At 45.4% G+C, this 20,325-nt stretch carries 24 protein-coding genes and 1 pseudogene; 13 read left to right on the top strand and 12 right to left on the bottom strand.

Annotated features, from left to right (window positions below):
• Positions 1-20: 20 nt before the first annotated feature.
• From QUA74_RS05165 to QUA74_RS05155, 3 genes are all read left to right on the top strand, one after another.
• Positions 21-881: a DUF6920 family protein gene (locus QUA74_RS05165; RefSeq protein WP_333325720.1), complete on the top strand. Its 861-nt coding sequence runs from the start codon at positions 21-23 to the stop codon at positions 879-881.
• Between the two features lie 359 nt (positions 882-1,240).
• A complete protein-coding gene (locus QUA74_RS05160; protein ID WP_333325717.1) occupies positions 1,241-1,507 on the top strand; it encodes a type II toxin-antitoxin system ParD family antitoxin in 267 nt (88 codons plus the stop codon).
• The gene (locus QUA74_RS05155; protein ID WP_333325715.1) at positions 1,504-1,809 is read left to right on the top strand and encodes a type II toxin-antitoxin system RelE/ParE family toxin; all 306 of its coding nucleotides are present in this window, start codon (positions 1,504-1,506) and stop codon (positions 1,807-1,809) included. The genes QUA74_RS05160 and QUA74_RS05155 overlap by 4 nt, the downstream gene beginning before the upstream one ends.
• Positions 1,810-1,834: 25 nt before the next feature.
• Here the strand turns inward: QUA74_RS05155 and QUA74_RS05150 are convergent, their stop codons facing one another.
• A complete protein-coding gene (locus QUA74_RS05150; RefSeq protein WP_333326013.1) occupies positions 1,835-2,350 on the bottom strand; it encodes a hypothetical protein in 516 nt (171 codons plus the stop codon).
• A gap of 246 nt (positions 2,351-2,596) precedes the next feature.
• Here QUA74_RS05150 and QUA74_RS05145 point away from each other — a divergent pair, with 246 nt between their 5' ends.
• The 4 genes from QUA74_RS05145 to QUA74_RS05130 all read left to right on the top strand — a co-directional run bounded on the left by QUA74_RS05145 (position 2,597) and on the right by QUA74_RS05130 (position 4,592).
• Positions 2,597-3,265, top strand: coding sequence for a hypothetical protein (locus QUA74_RS05145; protein ID WP_333325712.1), 669 nt, complete (start codon positions 2,597-2,599; stop codon positions 3,263-3,265).
• A gap of 128 nt (positions 3,266-3,393) precedes the next feature.
• The gene (locus QUA74_RS05140) at positions 3,394-3,858 is read left to right on the top strand and encodes a DUF2690 domain-containing protein (RefSeq protein ID WP_333325710.1); all 465 of its coding nucleotides are present in this window, start codon (positions 3,394-3,396) and stop codon (positions 3,856-3,858) included.
• A gap of 237 nt (positions 3,859-4,095) precedes the next feature.
• Positions 4,096-4,326 (top strand): hypothetical protein, encoded by a 231-nt coding sequence (locus tag QUA74_RS05135; protein WP_333151482.1) that lies wholly within the window; start codon positions 4,096-4,098, stop codon positions 4,324-4,326.
• Positions 4,323-4,592 (top strand): ParE family toxin-like protein, encoded by a 270-nt coding sequence (locus QUA74_RS05130; protein ID WP_333325707.1) that lies wholly within the window; start codon positions 4,323-4,325, stop codon positions 4,590-4,592. Before QUA74_RS05135 ends, QUA74_RS05130 begins: the two co-directional genes overlap by 4 nt.
• 56 nt (positions 4,593-4,648) lie before the next feature.
• Here the strand turns inward: QUA74_RS05130 and QUA74_RS05125 are convergent, their stop codons facing one another.
• The 4 genes from QUA74_RS05125 to ilvA form a co-directional block, all read right to left on the bottom strand.
• Positions 4,649-4,792, bottom strand: a complete 144-nt coding sequence (locus QUA74_RS05125; RefSeq protein ID WP_333325705.1) for a hypothetical protein — start codon at positions 4,790-4,792, stop codon at positions 4,649-4,651.
• A gap of 325 nt (positions 4,793-5,117) precedes the next feature.
• Positions 5,118-5,246 carry a hypothetical protein gene (locus tag QUA74_RS05120; protein WP_333325702.1) on the bottom strand — a complete coding sequence of 43 codons (129 nt, stop codon included), beginning with the start codon at positions 5,244-5,246 and terminating at the stop codon, positions 5,118-5,120.
• Positions 5,243-6,451: a hypothetical protein gene (locus tag QUA74_RS05115; RefSeq protein ID WP_333325700.1), complete on the bottom strand. Its 1,209-nt coding sequence runs from the start codon at positions 6,449-6,451 to the stop codon at positions 5,243-5,245. The genes QUA74_RS05120 and QUA74_RS05115 overlap by 4 nt, the downstream gene beginning before the upstream one ends.
• A 33-nt stretch (positions 6,452-6,484) precedes the next feature.
• The gene (gene ilvA / locus QUA74_RS05110; RefSeq protein ID WP_333326011.1) at positions 6,485-8,017 is read right to left on the bottom strand and encodes a threonine ammonia-lyase, biosynthetic; all 1,533 of its coding nucleotides are present in this window, start codon (positions 8,015-8,017) and stop codon (positions 6,485-6,487) included.
• Between the two features lie 254 nt (positions 8,018-8,271).
• Between ilvA and QUA74_RS05105 the strand changes: the two genes are divergently transcribed.
• Positions 8,272-8,826, top strand: coding sequence for a GNAT family N-acetyltransferase (locus tag QUA74_RS05105; protein WP_333325698.1), 555 nt, complete (start codon positions 8,272-8,274; stop codon positions 8,824-8,826).
• 91 nt (positions 8,827-8,917) lie between these two features.
• Here QUA74_RS05105 and QUA74_RS05100 read toward each other — a convergent pair whose 3' ends face one another.
• From QUA74_RS05100 to QUA74_RS05080, 5 genes are all read right to left on the bottom strand, one after another.
• Positions 8,918-9,487, bottom strand: a complete 570-nt coding sequence (locus QUA74_RS05100) for a hypothetical protein (RefSeq protein ID WP_333325695.1) — start codon at positions 9,485-9,487, stop codon at positions 8,918-8,920.
• A gap of 188 nt (positions 9,488-9,675) precedes the next feature.
• Positions 9,676-10,581: a bifunctional class I SAM-dependent methyltransferase/HIT family protein gene (locus QUA74_RS05095; RefSeq protein WP_333325693.1), complete on the bottom strand. Its 906-nt coding sequence runs from the start codon at positions 10,579-10,581 to the stop codon at positions 9,676-9,678.
• A 61-nt stretch (positions 10,582-10,642) separates the two neighbouring features.
• Positions 10,643-12,241 carry an Hsp70 family protein gene (locus tag QUA74_RS05090; RefSeq protein ID WP_333325691.1) on the bottom strand — a complete coding sequence of 533 codons (1,599 nt, stop codon included), beginning with the start codon at positions 12,239-12,241 and terminating at the stop codon, positions 10,643-10,645.
• Positions 12,242-12,261: 20 nt separating this feature from the next.
• The gene (locus QUA74_RS05085; protein WP_333325688.1) at positions 12,262-13,044 is read right to left on the bottom strand and encodes an XRE family transcriptional regulator; all 783 of its coding nucleotides are present in this window, start codon (positions 13,042-13,044) and stop codon (positions 12,262-12,264) included.
• A gap of 11 nt (positions 13,045-13,055) precedes the next feature.
• The gene (locus QUA74_RS05080; RefSeq protein ID WP_015177420.1) at positions 13,056-13,268 is read right to left on the bottom strand and encodes a DUF2997 domain-containing protein; all 213 of its coding nucleotides are present in this window, start codon (positions 13,266-13,268) and stop codon (positions 13,056-13,058) included.
• Positions 13,269-13,350: 82 nt separating this feature from the next.
• Between QUA74_RS05080 and QUA74_RS05075 the strand changes: the two genes are divergently transcribed.
• Positions 13,351-14,373, top strand: a complete 1,023-nt coding sequence (locus QUA74_RS05075) for a low specificity L-threonine aldolase (RefSeq protein ID WP_333325685.1) — start codon at positions 13,351-13,353, stop codon at positions 14,371-14,373.
• A 202-nt stretch (positions 14,374-14,575) separates the two neighbouring features.
• Here the strand turns inward: QUA74_RS05075 and QUA74_RS05070 are convergent, their stop codons facing one another.
• On the bottom strand, positions 14,576-14,974 hold the full coding sequence (locus tag QUA74_RS05070; protein WP_333325682.1) for a DUF4112 domain-containing protein: 399 nt from the start codon (positions 14,972-14,974) through the stop codon (positions 14,576-14,578).
• Between the two features lie 70 nt (positions 14,975-15,044).
• Entirely contained in the window at positions 15,045-15,383 is a 339-nt protein-coding gene (locus QUA74_RS05065) for a winged helix-turn-helix transcriptional regulator (protein ID WP_006633569.1), read from the bottom strand.
• Positions 15,384-15,499: 116 nt separating this feature from the next.
• Between QUA74_RS05065 and QUA74_RS05060 the strand changes: the two genes are divergently transcribed.
• From QUA74_RS05060 to QUA74_RS05045, 4 genes and pseudogenes are all read left to right on the top strand, one after another.
• Positions 15,500-16,198 carry a pirin family protein gene (locus QUA74_RS05060; protein WP_333325679.1) on the top strand — a complete coding sequence of 233 codons (699 nt, stop codon included), beginning with the start codon at positions 15,500-15,502 and terminating at the stop codon, positions 16,196-16,198.
• A 147-nt stretch (positions 16,199-16,345) separates the two neighbouring features.
• Positions 16,346-16,552, top strand: coding sequence for a hypothetical protein (locus QUA74_RS05055; RefSeq protein ID WP_333325676.1), 207 nt, complete (start codon positions 16,346-16,348; stop codon positions 16,550-16,552).
• Positions 16,553-16,713: 161 nt separating this feature from the next.
• Positions 16,714-18,357, top strand: a complete 1,644-nt coding sequence (locus QUA74_RS05050) for a WD40 domain-containing protein (protein WP_333325673.1) — start codon at positions 16,714-16,716, stop codon at positions 18,355-18,357.
• A gap of 386 nt (positions 18,358-18,743) precedes the next feature.
• A pseudogene (locus tag QUA74_RS05045) lies at positions 18,744-19,820 on the top strand (ABC transporter ATP-binding protein); the annotation flags it as partial.
• Positions 19,821-20,325: the final 505 nt, after the last annotated feature.

Genomic DNA, 20,325 nt, shown 5'->3' with positions numbered 1-20,325 from the left:
AGGTATCAAGAGGAATCACCATGTGGCGATCGGCGATCGTACTAATCATCCTCGCGCTTGTAGTTGGCCTTGTTGGCGCGATCGCCCTTGGAGCATACCGCTGGCATCTGGGTACCAAGAAACTGCGAGCCACTCTGGAAGCTGCACGCTTGCCGATTAAACCTCTGACATTTGATGCGCGGGAAATCGCCGATTTACCCCAGCCAGTGCAGCGCTACTTTCGCGCGGTGCTCCAGGATGGACAACCGCTAATTGCAGCAGCGCGGGTTTCCCACGAAGGCACGTTTAACATGAGCGAAACCGCAGAAAAATGGAGCGCCTTCACCTCAACTCAATTGGTAATTACTCAGCGCCCTGGCTTTGACTGGGACGGGCAAATTGCCATGATGCCCGGTATCAATGCGTTTGTTCATGATGCCTACATTTCTGGCGAAGGCATCCTCCATGCGGCGCTGTTGGGCCTGGTGACTCTGGCGGATATCCGCGGCACTCCAGAAATTGCCAAAGGGGAACTGATGCGCTTTTTCGCGGAGGCGGCTTGGTATCCGACGAGACTGCTGCCGAGTCAGGGTGTTCGCTGGGAGGCGATCGACAATTCTTGGGCCAGAGCAACGCTACAGGATGGCGACACCGCTGTTTCCCTGGATTTCCGCTTTGATGAAGCAGGGTTAATCGCCAGTATCCGCGCCGAGGCCCGCGCCCGTACAGTTAACGGTGGGCTGGTGTTGGCGCCCTGGCAGGGCCGTTTCTGGGACTACGAATTGCGACAGGGTATGCGGATTCCGCTCTCCGGTGAGGTGGCGTGGCAACTGCCTGATGGCTCACTATTGCCCTACTGGCGCGGCCGCATCACGAATCTGGCCTATGAGTTTGCGCGATGATTCTAGTTTGTGTTGTAGGGTGCGTCTGAGTCTGAGATTTTCTCCCCTATTTCATGGGAACAATTTGATAATATTTGGCAAGCGATTGGTTCGCCTCCAGCTTTTCGATCGTTCAGTTTGGGAGATGTCTGGAAACTCTACGAAGCTGAGGTTGACAAGCCGTTGACGGTATCGTCAGATTTTAAAAATAAGTTTAATGAATTGCTAGTTGTAGGATAAGTGGAAAGATGAAGCTGCGATCGGCCAATCTCAGATCGATCGAGCTTATCAGTGGTATCGAGCCCGAAATCCAGATTTTGCCGATCGCTGGTTTCGAGGACTGATGCGATATAATTAAAGCAAACGAGTAAATCAATACTATGAGCATTACTCTGACAAAAACCCAAGAGATATTCATCCAAACTAAACTGCAAACTGGTAAATATGGTTCGGCCGAAGAAGTGCTGGAAGTTGCTTTGCGATTGTTAGATGAGTACGATCGCGCCGATGGCGAATGGCTCGATTGTGTACGAGTTAAGATAGATGCTGCTGTTGCCATGTCCGAACATACTCCGCCGATTGACGGCGAAACCTTTATCGCAGGGATTTTGGATCGTTTCCGGCAAGCGCGCGAGACTCAACAATGAAACGTTATCTCATCAACGTTCTGGCAAGCCTTGACCTCAACGAAATTACTGATTATTATTTCACTACCAACAACATCGAAGCCGGTGAGCGCTTTTTTCAAGATTTTGCGCGTCGTTGCCAGCAATTAGTCAACTTTCCTAATTTAGGCAGAAGTTATATAGAAATACGTCCAAACTTGCGAGGTCTGCCTTTGGATGGCTACATCATTTTCTACCAACTTTTGGATGATGGGATTGAGATTCTTCGTGTAGTCAGCGGTCGCCGAGATATCCCGTCTCTATTTGAGGAACAAGAACCATGACATTGCGATCGCAAATAGCAGAGATTTACTCCTCCAAGTCCACCTGCTTAAGCACCTCTAAAGGTATATCTAGCGCTTCTGCAATTTGTTCGTCGCTCAAGCCAAACTGCCGTAATTTATCTATTGTTTCAATCTGAGTTTGATTTTTGCTTTTCTCCTGCAAGTCTGGATTTTCCGGCTGACTTAGATCGGGCGTAGGAGTAGAGGGATTAGAACAATTGTTAATGTAGCTAATTTTGTTAGTATTTTTAAAAGTATTCTTATTACCAAGATTTATATTATGATTTATCTGCCTTTCGAGGACGGATTCAAGATTACTTTTCTTAACTTGTTCGCCAAACACTTCAGATAACATTTGCAAAAGCTCGTGACTAGCCTTTTTAACGTGCTGGGAGCTATAACCATAAGTTTCTGCAACGTCAGCATATCTTTGACGGTTCAGTATGCCTGCGATAATCCTCCGCTGCAAGTTATTTAGACGTTTACCTGTGTTGGTATAGACAGCTTCATCGACAAATTGCAATATCTGAGGACTGTCCATAGGTGGGATGGTGAGATAGGTATGGTTACTATACCAAACTTTTTCCAACTTTTTCCAACTTTTTGAGCTTCGCATCCGAATTTTAGGAAGTTCCCACTTTTTCCCACTTTTTTTACTTTACATTTTTTGTGCGACCAGTATAATCTTTATATAGAATATTATGTCGTGCCAATGAATTCAAATTTAATGATGCAAATGCGAATGAATCATCAATAGATTCAAGTCTGGTAATTACATTGCAATAATATGGATTTAGTTCCCTTTCTCAAGGCCATTTCTTCAGTGACTAACCCCTTAACATTAATTGCGTTTATCGTAGTCGCACTTCTTGCGGCTTTGCTGATTGTCATAAGGAATACCAATGGCTTAGACAGAATTCAAGGACTGCTTTTTGGAAGAGAACAGGGTTCTCTCCAGCAAGGTGAGTTTGTCAGACTTGTCAATAGCGTTTTGTTTGTTCTTTTGGCAATTGCTGCCATGTTGTTCGCGTTGCTAGCATATGACACCTACATCAATCTGAAAAAATCTACAAGTCAGACTGGTCTAGCTTGTTATGCAGCAGATTGTACAGACAGAGATCCTAGGGATGCTGGCTGTGATAAAGGAGCAGAGACGATTACGTCAACAGTGGCTAGTTTCCCTGAGCTGGGTGCAGAATTCAAGAACTTGAAAGTGGAGATGAGATCCTCTTCTAGATGCAAGGCTAGTTGGATCAAAACACCACAAGTGATAGGAGCTACTATCTACTTTGAGGATCGAGCCAGAAAAAGATATGTACCACTAAAGATTATGGATGATGGTATTAAAGATGCACATTTTACCAATATGTTTTTCAGAGATAGAGAGAGCAGAGGCTGCATTGAGTATCCAGGAAAAGAACCTCAATGCACGGGCTTTGTAAAACCTGATAATTAATATTATATGGTTAATAAGTTTTTCACATATCAAATCATGGTTATTTATCAAAATCAAATAATATCGCCTTCTTGGTAATCGCCACGCTAATTTTAATATCAAACTAAGGAGGAAAAACACTGAACAAATTGTGGAGAAATAGATATGTCACAAATCGCAATTGTGGTTTGACTTTAGTGGAAAGTCTAGTAGTAATATTACTAATAGGAATTGTTGCTGCTATAGCAATACCAACTTTCCTGTCTATAATGAATAATTTTTTGCCATCATGCAGTAAAGATACATGTATTAACCTAGATCCAGTAGTTAAAAAATGCCATAAGAATGCAATAACAGTTAAACGCAATCAGGAGTTAGGAGTTTTAATTGAATTGAGATATTCACCTACCTGTAATGCTAGTTGGGCAAAAGTAAAATCTGCTCCTGTAAATTCAGCAGTTTATGTGATAGACTCAAGTGGAAAACAATACGGTTATTGGCAAAATACCGATAGCAGATGGAATCAATTCTATGGGGATATGGGACCTGGAGTTGAGTTAAATGCTTGCGTTAAATTGCAAAATGGACAAGCAGTATGTACCTTTAATGATTAATCGAATCGTTAGTATAGCATTTTTTGGACATTGTATGTTTTGCGCGATCGCCCTAACCAGAAAACCCAAGTGCGATCGCCCGCAACTACCAAATCGTTTCAACGTAATGAATATCATACGGCCGCGAGATCGCTACTAAAATGCGATCGCGCCTATTTTTGCCAAGCTCCCCTGGAAGTTGCAATTACTACGCTAAGCTGCTACCGTTAACATAGACGCATCGTAGGAAAACAACTGATGACACTCACAGAATTACTCCCTACCATTAGACAACTGTCTGCGATCGAGAAACGAGAGTTAATCCGCATTCTAATGGCGGAAGAGGATATCAGTGATGAACAGGTGTGGAAGGATCAATTTGAAGCGACAACAGACGCTCAGTGGGATAGTCTAGCTGAGATAGTACGTCAGGAAATCGCTGCTGGCGATATTACCCCCCTGGTGGAAGTTTTTCCCGACTCGCCATGAAATCAAGTGTTACTAACGCATTTCGCAAGAAACTTGACCAGCTTCCTGCATCGGTTCAAGAGCAAGCAGCCAAAGCATACGCCCTTTGGCATTCAGATCCCTACCACAACAGCCTTCAGTTTAAACGAGTTAGTCAGCGTCAACCTATTTATTCAGTTCGCGTTGGACTAAACTACCGAGTTCTTGGCTTACTAGAGAACGATCGCATTTACTGGTTTTGGATTGGTGCACATACAGAGTATGACGAGTTGCTTCAACGGTTGTAGGTTCGCGATCCGCATCCGGCAATTAACACACTCTTTGTCTGCAAATATCCTACGCATCAAGAGTGTTTATCCTGCCAAATCGCATCTCGCTCCGCTTCTAAACCCGCCAATAAATCAGTCAAACCTACATTTTCATTTTGCATAATAGTTGCAATCCGATCGATTAGTTGGGGAGCTTGAGGTTGTTTGGGAGCAAGCACAATCGGATTACCTATGTGGAGTAACACCAGCATATCTCCCAGATTAACATTGAGAGAATCTTGTAATAACTGGGGAATGGTAATTTCCCATCCCTGTCCTAGAAGAATCGGGAATTGTTTAATTTATACATCCGTTTCTTGTGAAGTTATTGTCACGACTTTAACCTCAGCCTTTAGTGTTAAGTTTCTAAGATTCCTGATTATAGCAAGTTTTAGGCGGTGTAGGTTTTTAGCGATCGCCCTAACCAAAAAACCCAAGCGCGATCGCCCGCAACTACCAAATCGTTTCAACGTCAGGAATATCATACGGCCGCGCGATCGCATCTTAGTTGCGATCGCACGGCAATTGCTCGATCGCCTGGATGATGAAATGATCGGTCAAACAACCGGACTCAGTATTGAGGATGTGCGGAATTTGCGATCGCAAAGAGATTTCTTTGCCAACAACAATCACAACTGCAAAGCCCCAGACACCTTGGCATTTTTAACACTTGAAATCCGAATCAAAGACCCTGATTTTACAGCAATCTTAGGTTTCCATTCATAAACCCCATCGCTAGTCGCGCGGTTGGCTATGCTTTGAACAAACTTATTCTCTTGATACAGCTCAATCTTGACCTCATCCTGAATATTGTCTCTCCAAAAAATCAAATAAGGTTTATTTGCTTCCACCTGCACTTTTTCTGCTGGTTTAGCCACCAATATTTTTGGTAAAGCTGTCTGAGATTTTCTATTCCTAAATCCTAAATAGTGCGGCAGTTCCCGAGTGGCAATATTATTTGATTGAGGCAACATAATCTCGCCGACTTTAGGATTGAATAGATAAGTTGAGAGTCCGCCGTCGATCGTCACTATATCTCCTTTCACTCCGAATTCTCGCATTAACTTAGCTGCTGCATCTAATGTCGCTTCATTAACTGTGATAATTGCCAGCAATTCATTACCCTGGCGACCATCTTTGTCCAGCGTACCGATGACGTGATACCTATTTGCGGGATTTTTAGATATGAGTTTAGCTGGATGGTGCTTGTATTCGTAAGTAACAACGGCATTTTGTACTTCTTTTTGATTCAAGGGCGTTCCGGTTTGCGGTTCGTAATTTGTGATATATGCTTCTCGATCATTCCAGACCAAAGCTTTCAATCGAACATTTTTATACTGCCCATCTTTGGGCTTCTTGACGGGGCCGTAGATGCCGTTACCGCCAGTAATAACTTGACCGTTGAATTTGATAGGAAAAGATAGCTGCGTGCTGCGTTCGTATTGTTCAAAAAAAGAACAGTTAATCACGGAAAAAACACCATTTCCGTAAAGTTTTTTGTATTCTCCTGTAACTTCAGAGAATAACTTGCTCTTAAAGAAAGGACTGTAATATTTGTTTTCTCCCTGATAATACAATCCTTTATTAAAAGCCATCCGATCGACCTCTCCAATTAGCTGGTCTATTTGCATTTTTTGGACGTTAATAACTTGCAAATAAGCGTGATTTCCGTTGGGTAGTTCTTTTTTGTACAACTCTGCACCATCTCTGGTATCCACAGGTTGAAAATAACTGACTGGGCTAGAAATTTGTTCGATCGCAAAATGTGCAACTGCTGCCACAACAGCAACAGCAAAAATCATCAAAAAAAACGGCAATATTTTTTTGAACACGTTCATAAATATTAATTTGTTTCAAGACCACAAACCAAACTATCTTAAAAATAGCTTATACGCCGGATTTTGACTCTCATCCCCATACTGATAGCCCAGCGTATCCAAAAAAGCCTGCCATTCCTGCATCTCATCGGGCGGCACTTGAATTCCCACCACAATTCGCCCGTAATCTGCGCCGTTATTTCGATAGTGAAAAACGCTGATATTCCAGTTAGGGCTCATCGAACCGACAAACTTCATCAACGCACCCGGACGTTCGGGAAATTCAAAGCGATAAAACAATTCATGATCGGCCAGCATCGAACGCCCGCCCACCATATGCCGCACGTGCAATTTCGTTAATTCATCATCAGTTAAATCCAAAGTCTTGAAGCCACAATCTTCAAAACTTTCCGCTATCTTCACCGCATCGGCACGGTTTTGAATTTGCACGCCGATAAAAATATGTGCCTCTTTCTCATCCGCAATTCGATAGCTAAATTCAGTTAAATTGCGCTTTCCCAGACATTCGCAAAACTTGCGGAGACTGCCAGCTTGTTCGGGAATTGTGACTGCAAAAATGGCTTCGCGGCGTTCGCCAAACTCGGCTCTTTCTGCTACAAAACGCAGCCGATCGAAATTCATGTTCGCGCCGCAAGCCACAGCAATTAATGTTTGTCCTGCGATTTGTTCCCGTTCGACGTAAGCTTTCGCACCTGCGATCGCCAAAGCGCCAGCAGGTTCTAAGATCGATCGCGTATCTTCAAAAACATCCTTAATCGCCGCGCAAACATCATCCGTATCCACCAAAATAATCTCATCCACATACTCCTGACACAACCGAAAAGTTTCCTCCCCCACTTCCCGCACAGCAACGCCATCAGCAAATAAACCCACCTGCGACAAACGCACCCGTTTACCCGCTTTCAGCGATTGATTCATTGCATCGGAATCGATGGGTTCGACGCCAATAATCTTAATTTCCGGCCGCAACCGCTTGACATAGGCCCCAATTCCCGAAATCAATCCGCCGCCACCAATTGCCACAAAAATCGCGTGAATTGGTTTTTGATGTTGCCGCAGAATTTCCATGCCGATCGTACCCTGTCCCGCAATTACGTGCGGGTCATCAAAAGGATGAATAAAAGTCATACCTTTTTCGGCCTCTAATTGGCGCGCAAAGGCGTAGGCATCATCGTAAGCATCCCCATGCAAAACAACCTCTCCACCACGGGCTATCACCGCATTTACCTTCACCTGCGGCGTCGTTACGGGCATGACTATGATCGCGCGAGTTCCCAGGTGGCGGGCGGCGAGGGCGACTCCTTGGGCGTGGTTGCCGGCAGAAGCTGCAATCACACCTTGTGCTAGCAAATCCGGCGACAGTTGCGCCATTTTGTTGTACGCACCCCGCAGTTTGAAGGAAAACACCGACTGCATATCCTCTCGCTTCAGCAAAAGTTTATTGTTGAGCCGTGCTGATAGATTCGGGGCGCATTCTAGGGCTGTTTCTTGAGCAACATCGTAGACGCGGGCGGTGAGGATTTGTACCAGGTAATCGCAAAGCATGGGGTTAGCAGGTTGGTTGATGCCGGATGGTGGGATAATTGTACGGCACTTGTGTTAGTATTTTGCGGGGAATTGGCGATCCTCTTCGAGGGCTTTCCTTCGGATCGCTTCGCTAACGCTAACGCCCGATCGCAACTTTCCAATAATAACTTTTCGCTTTGGAACATAAGGAGCCTGAAGACTATGAATAATATTTAGTTTTTGCCGTTTACCAGGTTATAAAAGCCGGTTTGTGAGCATATTAGTCCGTAATCCTTGATTTAGTCTGTAAATTCATGAACGTACAAATTACAGATTTGCGTGCGGTTGACGAGCCAAAAATTCAACAGGTAGCTAAATTAATAGTTGAAGGTTTTAAAGAGCATTGGCCCGATGCTTGGCCCGATCTAAAATCTGCTTTGCAAGAAGTGCAAGAATCTTTGGCAGCCGATCGCATCAGTCGAATTGCTGTCGGCGACAGCAATCAAGTTTTGGGATGGATTGGCGGGATTAAACAGTATGACGGTAATGTTTGGGAACTGCACCCGCTGGTAGTGGGAACAGAATTTCGCAGACAAGGAATTGGTCGAGCGCTCGTAGCTGATTTGGCAGCAGAAGCTAAAAACCGGGGAGGGATCGTGCTGTGGGTGGGCACCGACGACGAAGACAATCAAACCACTCTTTCAGGCATCAATCTTTATCCTAACGTTTGGGAACACATCGCCAAAATTAGAAATTTGCGCGGTCATCCCTACGAATTTTATCAAAAAATGGGTTTTGCGATCGTCGGAGTGATGCCCGACGCCAACGGAATTGGCAAGCCAGATATTTTCATGGCAAAGCGGTTGTAAAGTTTAATGTAGGTTCTAAATTTACTGACTGGTGGCTTGCCAATCCAACACTTAGCAAAATTAGTTCTTGAAAGTTTCCCATAAAATCGGTCTAGTCTGGACGTGCGAACCCCGTTCGAGGGTCGCTAATAAACAAACCCAGAACTAACGAATCCATCACCGTATCCCAGACAGGAGTCAAACGCTCTGCATCGTCAACCCAGTAATCAAAAGTAATCAAACACTGAACATTAGAACCCAATCCAATACAGATTCGCGAAAAAGCTTCCCGCTGTTCTGGAGGATCGATAAACTTAAATTCAGTCCAAACAACGCGAGCAGTTTGCCGCTTCAATTGGATAATTTCCCCAAAAGCGATCGGATTTCGCGTATCATCTTCAACCACCTTCTGTAATAGCGGCACCAGCGGAAAATCTCCCCAGTTACCAGGTGGTAGCAAATTAAACGAAACCTCCAAACGACAATCATCATCCGGCGGCTTTTTATCCGTAAATCGGAACGAGTTAGTATCCGGTTCAAAATGCCAATCTTCCGGAACATCAAAGCGGACTGCACCTCTTCCTGCTACAAAAATTCGAGTTCCAGGCTTTGACTTCCAATTGTGGTCTTCTTTGAGCTCTAGAGTTTCCTTGAGCCATTCTTGCTTTTTGCGCTTAGACATAAACAGAACACCAAATTGCTGCTAATGTGTAGTTTTAGACCTTGCAAACACATTTTAACTCTATTTTGCTCGCCGTTTGCTCAAATATAACAATCCTTACAAAAATTATGAATTTCTCTCTTCTCTATTCCTCTGTGTTCTCTGCGCCTCTGCGGTAAAAAAGAATTCCTTTCACAATTGGCTGACTTTTATTTTTCACTCTTCGGAATCACATACCTAATTCCGCCTTTATTCCCAGCCGCATCGCCCTTGTAACGGGGGATAACATGAATAGCCGCGTGACTGCGACTTTGACCGGCCTGTTTATTAATATTGATTCCCATATTAAAACCGTCTGGCTGAAACTCTTTACTTAACATTTCTTGCACCTTATTAGCCATAAACCAGCAAGCCGATTGCTCTCGAAACGGCAGTTCAAAATAATTGGCAACGTGACGCTTGGGGATGATTAAAACATGACCTTTGCTGGCTGGATAACCGTCAAACATCGCATAAGCTGTTGCTGATTCAGTTAGCAAAATTAGGTTTTTATACGGATTGCAGAATATGCAGTTATTAGTAGAATTTCTTTGATGGTTGTAATGCACGTATTTGTAAATTTCGCAATACTCATCTAGGTGAACTGGCTTAAATGGAAGTTTGACAATGCACTGATATGTAGGTTTTTTGTGGACATAATGTTCTCGAAAGCCTTCTTTTTTGATATCTCTTCTCACCGCAAAATACGCATTCCCTCCCGGTTTCAACAGGTGCGACACTTCCATCAGGACATTAGCTTGTTCTTCAGGAAACAAAACATTCAAAACATAAAAGCAAATGATTGTGTCGAATTTATCTTCCGGGAATTCCGGGAAATAATAAGGGTCATAACCCGTAATATCGAAGCCTTTTTGCTGCAACAATCTCACGTCGCTGCCCAAGCCGCAGCCAAAATCTAAAACTTTGCCTTGCAGCAAGTTTTTATCCAATAAAAATCTTGCTGGAAATGACAGATAAATTCTTTCGATAGCCGTCAGGTGGCTGAATTTATTTTGTTGCTTTTTCATCGCAGCATAAATTTGATTTAAATAAATATTCTTCCGTCCGCGCACCATCCGGACGAGAGTTTGTGTAGTACCGATTTCAATATCCGAATGTTATCTAAAAATTTTACCATTATTGCAGTTTGGCGATCGCCCCTTTTTCCACCAACACCTTACCAGTCACCAAATCCCGCACCGTCGCCAACAAAACCCGCTTCTCATCCACCTCAAAACTCACCGAAACCCTGTCAATTCCCAATACCCCAGGCGGGTTCAAATGCGCCACACAAACCTGCTGGTGGTGGCTGTCCAAAGAGCGAAAATCCGTCTGTTTGTTGAGCCAACTGCTCGTCATTTGCCCTTTTTCGTTAAAAATAACCTCCGCTTGTGATACCTCCGCAACTTCCCCAATATCTAACCGAATTTCCCTTTGCCCTTCAATTGCCACTTGCAGCGTCAACTCTTCGGAACTTTGACAGGGATACTTCATTTCCTTGCTAAATATCGGCGAATAAGCATAAGCTTTAGCGTAAGGTTCCCAGAGGCGAATTGCATAGCTGTGGCGCAAATAATCGTCAACACTTACCAATTGTGTCAACGCTAAAGCACCGTGTGCCACTGCTTCAAAAGGCTTGTCTCTTTGGACTTTTTGCCGCCCAAAATACGAAACCACTAAATTAGATACAGCCGGGATTAAAGAAGTTCCTCCTACCAGCAAAACCTGTTCGATATCTGCTTTGCCGATACCTTTTCCCAGCGCAATACTCAGCACTTCATCTAAACTTTCCCGCAACTGTTCTAACAACTGCCTAGATTCCAGAATTTCCTCAAGCTTGTCTCGGTTTAGCTGCAAGTCGTAAGACATAAAATTTTCATCGTCAAACCAGCTTTCCTTAGCCTCATTAACTTGAGAAAGTTGAATTTTTAATTTTTCCGCTATTTCTAATAAATTTTGCCAGCCAACTGGGCCGACTTCTGCCCGCGACGAACCAATTTGCCGCAAATAATCTTCGACAATCCAGATGTCAATATCTTCGCCACCTACATAAGCATCGGATTTTGCCAACACTTCGGCACGCATTAAATTTAGACTTTTAAATTGGCTATTTTTGACTGAGGAAGGAGGGGCTGTGCGAACCAAACTTAAATCTAAAGTCCCGCCGCCAAAATCAACTACTAAAACTAGAGAAGCGGGGCGTTTTACTGCATATCCCAGGGCGGCGGCTGTGGATTCATCTATTACCTGAACTTCCGCCACTCCCAAACTTTCTCCTAAGTCGCGAAACCAATCTAGATATCGCTCAAATGCTCCTACAGGGACTGTAAAAATTACTTTGTCTGGCTGTATATTTTGTAAATATAATTGTTTCCAAATAGTTGTGATAAACTGTTCTGCTACTGATTCGGCTGTGTAGGTTTCGCCGTCGATATTACGGGGCGGTGGCTGAAAGTCCGCAGCTAAATTGCGTTTAAAAGCTTTGAAAAAACGGTCTGGCTGGGATTGCCCCAAACGCTGCGATCGCACTTTTTCTCCCAACACCAACTCTCCGGCATTTTTCACAAACACTAAAGTCGGCACTACAGATATTTCTCGAACATCTCCGCTCAAATTCTTAGTTTTAAAAATGCGGGACATCTCGCCCAATCTCAAAGTTTCTGGTGTTTGCGTATCCGGGTTGAGAATGCAGACAACCGTGTTGCTGGTGCCGAAGTCAATGGCAACTGTAGTCATGTTGATTTAAAATTTTAAATTTAATTTTTCATTCCCGCTGGCAGGGTGCGACTAACTTTAGCAGGAGCAAGAATTCGCTCTCCCTCGCGATAGCCGACAAACCGAATATAAACTAATTCTCCTTCTGTTATATCCTCAACATCCGGCTGGTGCAACTGCGGATTGTAAGCAGTTTGTTCCCATGCCGAACCGATTGTTTGAAAATCCCAACTTGACAAGAGATTTTCTAAGGGAGTAAAAAGAGCAGAAAGATTTTTTGCTGGCATATCCGGCTTGGCTTCTGCCATTTTGCGGGCGGCGGGATAGTTGGTTAACAAAGTTTGCAACTGTTCAAAGGTAGCGCGGCGAAAATCGGCAGTTAGTTGAGCTTTTTGCTGCTGCAATTCTGATCGCAGCCGGAAACACTGCTGCCTCAATTCTTCAATTTCGCTGGGATTAGTTGTGATTGTAGCCGACATTGGCAGCGCGCTCAAAGTGCGATCGAACTCTTGAAAATTCAAATTCAGCACTGTTGCCAGCCGCCTCAGTTGGTCTAGCGTGAGTTTTCCCACGTCTCCCTGCCGCACTAAGCGCACCGCAAAGCGACTTAAGCCTGCTTTTTCGCCTAAATCTTGCCAATCGAGAATGTCTAGCTGATTCATGCGTTCCCGCAGAATTGTATCGTACTTAAACTCGATCGCATCTCCCGCCTCAGATGCAGCATAAAGATAGACTAAAATTAGAAAAATGCCCCCGATAGCTAGCGCGAAGCTGAAGGCAGGCAGTGTTGTTACATCAACTGTTGCACCGAGAATCTCAAACATCTTTAACTCTTCTAAACTTGTTTTAAAGTCTGCGTTTGTTCAACGATCAAATTTTCTTCGCCTTCGTAGTATTCTGGCAGCAAGTCTTGAGATTCTACTTTTCCGAGAGCTTTTTCAATTCCGGCGGTGGTTTCGGTGCAACTCGAACCGGTGGCGTTGAGGACGGTTTCGGTAATTTTGCCGTCTTTGCCGATGCGGTATTCTATTTGACGGTACTCTGCCATAATTCTGCCTCTTGGTTTAATGCTTGAGTGTTGACTGCTGAGGGTTGAGTTATATTATAGATTCTATTTACCAATTATTCTAATGAATTTTTGTAGCGACAATGCAACCGGGGTTTCGCCGGAAATTATGGCGGCGATTGCAGCGGCTAATTGCGGTGCTGTGATGTCTTACGGAGATGATGAATATACACAGCGTTTGCAAGTTAAATTTTCGGATTTGTTCGAGACATCGGTGACTATTTTTCCTGTAGCAACTGGTTCTGCTGCTAATGCGCTAGCCCTTGCGGTTGTTACTCCTCCTTACGGGGCTGTTTACTGTCACGCAGAATCTCATATTAATTTAGATGAATGCGGCGCGCCGGAGTTTTTTACAGGCGGTGCAAAGTTAGTTACAGTAACAGGAAATCATGGTAAAATAGAGGCAGAGACTTTAGGAAAAATGCTCGATCGCGCTGGTGCAGGTGTCGTCCATCACGTACAGCCCGCAGCCGTCAGCATCACTCAAGCAACGGAAGCCGGCACAGTCTACAATCCAGCGGAAATTTCCCACATTTCGGAAGTGGTTCGCGCTCATAATTTGCACCTGCACATGGATGGAGCGCGCTTTGCCAATGCTGTTGTCAGTTTGGGCTGTTCTCCGGCGGATGTCACTTGGCGGGCTGGTGTAGATATTCTCTCGTTTGGAGCAACAAAAAACGGCGCGATGGGTGCGGAAGCTGTGGTTTTTTTTAATCAAGAATTAGCCCAGACTTTCCCTTTTTACCGCAAGCGCAGCGGGCATCTTTTCTCGAAAATGCGGTTTTTGTCGGCGCAGTTGGAAGCGTATCTAACGGATGATTTGTGGCTAAAAAATGCGGCTCATGCAAATAATATGGCGGCTAAGTTGGCGGAAGGGTTGGCAGGTGTTGAGGGAGTAAAGTTTTGCCATACAGTTGAAGCAAATGAGATTTTTATGCAACTTCCAGAATCAGTAATTACATCGGTTTTAGCTGAGGGTTTTCTATTTTATCGGTGGGATAAATGTACTGTTAGACTGGTAACGGCTTTTAATACTTTGGAAGCGGATGTTATTGCTTTCGTGGAAGCGGTTAAACGACATCAGTAATTATTTCGTAAGGCCGGGTTTTACGAATAATATCTGACGAGTACCAACAATCTAGATAAACCCGCCCCCCACAACAGATAACCCACATCAACACATTAAATTTGGATCGAATGCGGAAAATATACATTCGGATTTTTGGTTTGATGGGGCCGGGCTTGAGAGATTGTTGGTTATTTACAATTATTGTTTGTGAAACCCGTACCTACAATTTAATAGATTGAGGAACCGGTTCGGCAACTGCGGCTAGTTCGGGTTCAACTTCTTCGAGGTGTGCTTCTAAAAGCGCCAGATTTCTCATGTTTGATTTATAAAAAGCATCGAAGATATCTCCGACTAAAGGTACTGAACCCACCACGGCTTCTAGACCGATATTGTAAACCATTTTCCCTAGAGTTTTTTGGGGAAGGTTGAATCGAGTTGCTAAGTAAATTAGGTATGCGGAAAATGCGGTATCTACGATATCCCCAGCACCCGGAACTAAACCGATAATGGGATCTAAACCAATGCGAAATTTAGTGCCGGGGATGCCAATGGCGGTATCCATCAGGCGGCTGAGTTTGCGGATGCGGTTGAGGGTGGCGAGACGCTCTATGTTGTTCATATTATTATTGTTGAACTAGGTTGAAAATTTGAAATCTGTCGGAAGACGGAAAAAAACATCTAGAAACCGCTCATTTTCCATCTTCGCTAATATGCTGAATTCCCCATTCGTGCATGGCATTAATAATCGGTTTGAGACTTTCGCCCAAAGGCGTTAGCGAATATTCAACTTTTGGCGGCACTTGCAGGTAAATTTCCCTGTGCACAATCGCGTCTGACTCCATTTCGCGTAGTTGCTGCGTCAGCATCTTCTGAGTAATGCCGTTGACAGCTCGTTGCAGCTCGTTAAAACGCTTCACTCCTTGAAACAACTCCCGCAGAATCAAGACCTTCCAGCGCCCGCCAATCACCTCTAGAGTGCGTTCTACAGGGCAATTTGCTCGATCGACCTTTACTTCTTGGACTTGCATAGTATCTTTTTGGTAAGTATCGCACTTTTAAGTGCGTACTATCCATAATAACTTGACTCGGTTTAAAATAAAAACATCACAGAAACACCCGATAAATTACACTGAGGATTCAGCAAATGATTACCGTCAGAAAAAGTGAAGCAAGAGGACACGCTAATCACGGTTGGCTGGACAGTTACCACACCTTTTCTTTTGCCGGCTATTACGATCCAAATTATATGAATTTTCGATCTTTGCGGGTAATTAATGAGGATGTCGTTAGCCCCGGCAAAGGTTTCGGTACTCACGGACACAGTGACATGGAAATCATTACTTATGTATTAGAAGGAGCATTAGAACACAAGGACAGTTTGGGTACTGGTGCAGTGATTAAACCCGGTGAAGTACAGCGGATGAGTGCAGGTACGGGTATCCAGCACAGCGAGTTCAATAACTCGCAAACAGACCCGGTTCATTTGCTGCAAATCTGGCTGTTACCCGATACAAAAGGCTTGCAGCCGAGTTACGAGCAGCGGGAGTTTCCCCTAGCAGAAAGGCGCGGAAAATTGCGCTTAGTGGCGGCACGAGATGCGAGAGATGGTGCTGTAAAAGTGCATCAAGATGTTGATTTGTATGCGGCTGTTTTGGAGAAAGACTCGCGGGTTTCTCATGCTTTGCAGCCGAATCGCCACGCTTGGGTGCAAGTTGCTCGCGGCTCGGTTTTGCTCAACGGTTTGCCTTTGGAAAATGGGGACGGGGCGGCGGTTAGCGGCGAGGCTGAGGTGGTGATTGAAGCGGCAGCAGAGGCAGAAATTTTGCTGTTTGATTTGGCATAGAATTGGGCAGCCTACCTACTCAGTAAGGTGCGGAATTCGCACCCTACTTAGGGTGGGTTACTACTTAGGAAATAAGTAAATAGGAGGAAGAAAGTAAATTTTATTTGTGGTATTTTTGCTAAGGTTAAGTGTTTAGGATAAATTTTTATGCAACAAAACCCGATCGCCAGAAAGCATCTTATTTGGAGCCTGATCACTGGTTTAGCCGTTGGCGCGATCGCAGGCATACCCCTCGGCTGGATGGCTAATGGGTATTATTCCGAGCAGCGTTTGGCTCAAATTCTGATTTGCCGAGAAAAAAATAGAGATCAGCCAGTGGCTATTGTTGAGGCTAGGTGCGGTTCCCGATTCTAAATTTTTCTGGTAGCCAGAGGGCTGTGTCAAATATTTTTAGGCTTGTGCGAATGTCGAAAGTTCGATCGCGCAGGCGTTTTGGCGTTGTCAACCGTCAATATGCCACAAACCGGAAAAGTTATCCGTCAGTTGATATGTGGGTATGTTAAATTGACACAATAATGAATTACAGCAGAACAATTCCGGCTATTTTGAGTGCTACGATCGCCCTGAGTTCGATCGCCCTCATCCCACTGACATCACCTCAAATTGCCCTCGCATTAACCGCCGACAAAGTTAAAACCGTTGCCCAACAAATTACTGTTCGCATCCAGGGGCCAAAAGGCGGTTCTGGAGTAATTTTAGAGAAACAAGGCAGCACATACTATATTCTCACAAACTGGCACGTTGTCGATAAAGCCGGCGATTACGAGGTCGTAACTCCCGACGGCAAAGCTCACTCTGTATCATACAGCCTCGTGCGGCGAGTGCCAGGGATGGATTTAGCCGTCATGCCCTTCAGCAGCACTCAAAGCTACCCCCTGGCTCAATTAGCCAATTCTGCAGCAACTAAGGGAAACAAGGCTTATGTGGCCGGCTGGCCGATATCCGGCGGTTCCCTGAGACAGCCGATTTTCATCGCCACGGAAGGTCAGCTTACCGGCCGCCAAACTCCTTGGAACGGTTATACTTTGGTATACAACAACTTAGTGAGAGCGGGCATGAGTGGCGGGCCGGTGCTCGATGACGCGGGGCGAGTTGTCGCAATTAACGGCATTGTCAGGTTAGAGGACAACTCTGATAAAATCGTGGCTGCGGGAATAGAAATTAATACTTTCATGAAATGGCGATCGACTATTTCGCTGCCAGTAGTTCCCCAATCTCCTACTGCCGGAAACCCTAAAAATCCGGCGAATAATGCGCCCCGCACGCCCGCAAGTGCGATCGCCTTTGCTGCTACCAATACTCTCAAAGGGCCTTCGGAAGTTGTCAGTTCCCTTGCCCTAGCTTCAGCTTATTTTACTACAGGAAATAGCAACGGCACAATCTCAGTTTGGAATTTCCCCAGCGGGCAATTAAAAACTACCCTGCAAGGACACACGGAAGCCGTAAACGCACTGGCCGCGGGTGCGGACTCCAAGGTGTTAGCTAGCGGCAGCGACGACAAAACTGTGAAAATTTGGAATTTAGAAACTGGTGCGGTTGTACGCACTTTGAGCGGGCATTCCAATGCAGTTTCGAGCGTTGCCGTCAGTCCCGACGGTCAATTTGTAGCGAGCGGTAGTTGGGACAAAACGATTAAGATTTGGAATGCGAAAACCGGAGAGTTGTTGCGGACTTTGACCGGGCATTCAGGGTTGGTGAATGCTGTGGCAATTAGTCCAGACAACAAAACTTTAGCTAGCGGCAGCAAAGACGGTTCAATTAGGTTGTGGAATTTAGCTACAGGTCAAGCAATTCGCACGATTAGCGGCAAAAACTTGGCTGTTTTGTCGCTAGCTTTTACTCCCGACGGCAAGAGTTTAGCTGCGGGAAATAGCAACGGTACAATCGGTTTGTGGAATGCCGGAAATGGGCAGTTAATTCGTCGTTTAAGCGGGCATACCGACGGAGTTTGGTCGGTGGCATTCAGTCGGGATGGCACTACGCTGGTTACTGGCAGTTGGGATAAGAGTGTGAGACTTTGGGATGTGCGATCGGGCGAATTGAGAGGTAATTTGAGCGGTCATGCTGGCTACGTTAGCGCTGTGGCGATTAGCAGCGATGGGAAGACTATTGTGAGTGCGGGTTGGTTGGGGGAAATCAAGATTTGGAAAAGGAGTTGAGATTTTTTTGAACGAACCGCGAAGGCGCGTTACGCGGAGGGGCGCGTAAGCGCTACTCAACCTAGAAACAGCCCCGCCTCTGTAGCGAAGCCAGCTACTTGAGCGTTCGGTTAGGCACTGACTCTAGTGGTAGGGTGCGTCAGTTGGTAGCGATTCGATGGACATGGGCTCATCATTTCCGAGCTCCGCACCCTACTACCTAGCGTCTCGCTTCCAAGTCCGATCGACACTTGTGATAGATTTGGTTCTTGCCAGACTACACTGGAAGACAAAATCAAATTAGCATTTGCGCCATAAATTCGATCGACCCGCTGTGCTGGCAGGACTCTGCACTTCGCGGAGTCAATCTAAAATCTAAAATCTAAAATCGACATGACTTCTGACAAATGATTGAAGTAGAACACTTAAGCAAAACTTACGGTTCGACCGCAGCGATCGCGGACGTGTCTTTTTCGGTCGAATCAGGAGAAATTCTCGGGTTTTTGGGGCCAAACGGCGCTGGCAAAACGACAACCATGCGGATTTTGTCGGGATATTTGCCGGCATCCAGCGGTACCGCCCGCATCGCCGGCCTCGACGTTCACGAAAACTCGATGGCAGTCAGACAGCGCATCGGCTATCTGCCGGAAAACCCGCCACTTTATCCAGAAATGAGTGTGGAAGGGTTTCTGTTTTTTGTCGCCCGGATTAAGCAAGTACCTGCAGGCGATCGCGCGCGACGAGTTACCTCCGCGATCGAACGCTGCGGCCTGGTTGATAAACGCAAAGTTTTAATTCGCAAACTTTCTAAAGGATTTCGGCAGCGCGTCGGTATCGCCCAGGCGATCGTCCACGACCCGCCGGTGATTATCTTAGACGAACCAACCGTCGGCCTCGACCCCCGACAAATCATCGAAGTCCGCAATTTAATCAAAAGTCTTGGCGGCCAGCACACAATTATCCTTTCCACGCACATTCTGCCCGAAGTCAGCATGACTTGCAACCGCGTTACCATCATCAATCGCGGTAAAATCGTCGCTGCGGGTACTCCCGAACATTTGATGGGAGAGTTGGCCGCCGGAGAGGGTTACGAGCTCGAAGTTGAAGGCGAGGCGGATTTGCTAAACAGTCTGCTGTTCCCTTCTTTGGAAAATTTGCCGGGAGTTCGATCGGTCGAATTAATTCCCAACCAGCAATTTTTAGCAAGTCGTTACCGCCTGCGGGCATTGTGCGAACCGGACATAGAACCCGGACGAGAAATTGCTGCAGCTATCATCGCCTCTGGATTTGGACTCTGCGAAATGCGTCGCTCTCGCGCTACTCTGGAAGATGTATTTTTAAGGCTGACAGCGGCTGAAAAGAAACCAGAAGAAAATCTGGTTCACAGCGAACCGGAGGTCGATCGAAATCTGCAAGAAGTGGCAGAAATTCAAGATTCGATCACGGATTCTCATCAATCGGAATCGCAACCGATTGTTGAAAATCTGCTAGTTTCAGAAACCGTCGAGTCGATCGAGCCTTCGGAGTCACACTCCGAACCAGTTGTAGAAACAGTAGAGTCGATCGAGCATTCTCAGCCCGAACCGATTGTCGAAAATCTGCAAGTTGTAGAAACAGTAGAGTCGATCGAGCATTCTCAACCCGAATCCGAACCAATTGCAGAAATACCAGAGGAAATAAGCGATTTAGAACCAGGAATGCAACCAGTGGCAGATTTTCTGGAAATTGTAGAAAGACAAGAGTCGATCGAGCATTCTCAGCCCGAACCGATTGTCGAAAATCTGCAAGTTGTAGAATCGATCGAACGTTCTCAACCAGAACCAGAACCGATTTTCGATACACCAAAGTCGATCGAGCATTCTCAGCCAGAACAGGTTGTCGAAAACTTGCTCATTGTAGAAACACCAGAGTCGATCGAGTATTCTGCACCAGAACCCGAAGCGATTTTAGATTCACCAAAGTCGATCGAACGTTCTCAACCAGAACCCG

Origin of the sequence: Microcoleus sp. LAD1_D3 (genome assembly GCF_036702135.1) — a bacterium.
In the GTDB taxonomy this organism is placed as follows: Bacteria; Cyanobacteriota; Cyanobacteriia; order Cyanobacteriales; family Microcoleaceae; genus Microcoleus.
Note: the sequence above shows the minus strand (reverse complement) of the source record. Positions and strands in the feature narration are given on the sequence as shown.

Coding starts and splice junctions, on each gene's coding strand:
- QUA74_RS05165 (WP_333325720.1), top strand. CDS start 21: ATGTGGCGATCGGCGATCGTACTAATCATCCTCGCGCTTGTAGTTGGC.
- QUA74_RS05160 (WP_333325717.1), top strand. CDS start 1,241: ATGAGCATTACTCTGACAAAAACCCAAGAGATATTCATCCAAACTAAA.
- QUA74_RS05155 (WP_333325715.1), top strand. CDS start 1,504: ATGAAACGTTATCTCATCAACGTTCTGGCAAGCCTTGACCTCAACGAA.
- QUA74_RS05150 (WP_333326013.1), bottom strand. CDS start 2,350: ATGGACAGTCCTCAGATATTGCAATTTGTCGATGAAGCTGTCTATACC.
- QUA74_RS05145 (WP_333325712.1), top strand. CDS start 2,597: ATGGATTTAGTTCCCTTTCTCAAGGCCATTTCTTCAGTGACTAACCCC.
- QUA74_RS05135 (WP_333151482.1), top strand. CDS start 4,096: ATGACACTCACAGAATTACTCCCTACCATTAGACAACTGTCTGCGATC.
- QUA74_RS05130 (WP_333325707.1), top strand. CDS start 4,323: ATGAAATCAAGTGTTACTAACGCATTTCGCAAGAAACTTGACCAGCTT.
- QUA74_RS05115 (WP_333325700.1), bottom strand. CDS start 6,451: ATGAACGTGTTCAAAAAAATATTGCCGTTTTTTTTGATGATTTTTGCT.
- QUA74_RS05105 (WP_333325698.1), top strand. CDS start 8,272: ATGAACGTACAAATTACAGATTTGCGTGCGGTTGACGAGCCAAAAATT.
- QUA74_RS05100 (WP_333325695.1), bottom strand. CDS start 9,487: ATGTCTAAGCGCAAAAAGCAAGAATGGCTCAAGGAAACTCTAGAGCTC.
- QUA74_RS05095 (WP_333325693.1), bottom strand. CDS start 10,581: ATGGTGCGCGGACGGAAGAATATTTATTTAAATCAAATTTATGCTGCG.
- QUA74_RS05090 (WP_333325691.1), bottom strand. CDS start 12,241: ATGACTACAGTTGCCATTGACTTCGGCACCAGCAACACGGTTGTCTGC.
- QUA74_RS05085 (WP_333325688.1), bottom strand. CDS start 13,044: ATGTTTGAGATTCTCGGTGCAACAGTTGATGTAACAACACTGCCTGCC.
- QUA74_RS05080 (WP_015177420.1), bottom strand. CDS start 13,268: ATGGCAGAGTACCGTCAAATAGAATACCGCATCGGCAAAGACGGCAAA.
- QUA74_RS05075 (WP_333325685.1), top strand. CDS start 13,351: ATGAATTTTTGTAGCGACAATGCAACCGGGGTTTCGCCGGAAATTATG.
- QUA74_RS05070 (WP_333325682.1), bottom strand. CDS start 14,974: ATGAACAACATAGAGCGTCTCGCCACCCTCAACCGCATCCGCAAACTC.
- QUA74_RS05065 (WP_006633569.1), bottom strand. CDS start 15,383: ATGCAAGTCCAAGAAGTAAAGGTCGATCGAGCAAATTGCCCTGTAGAA.
- QUA74_RS05060 (WP_333325679.1), top strand. CDS start 15,500: ATGATTACCGTCAGAAAAAGTGAAGCAAGAGGACACGCTAATCACGGT.
- QUA74_RS05055 (WP_333325676.1), top strand. CDS start 16,346: ATGCAACAAAACCCGATCGCCAGAAAGCATCTTATTTGGAGCCTGATC.
- QUA74_RS05050 (WP_333325673.1), top strand. CDS start 16,714: ATGAATTACAGCAGAACAATTCCGGCTATTTTGAGTGCTACGATCGCC.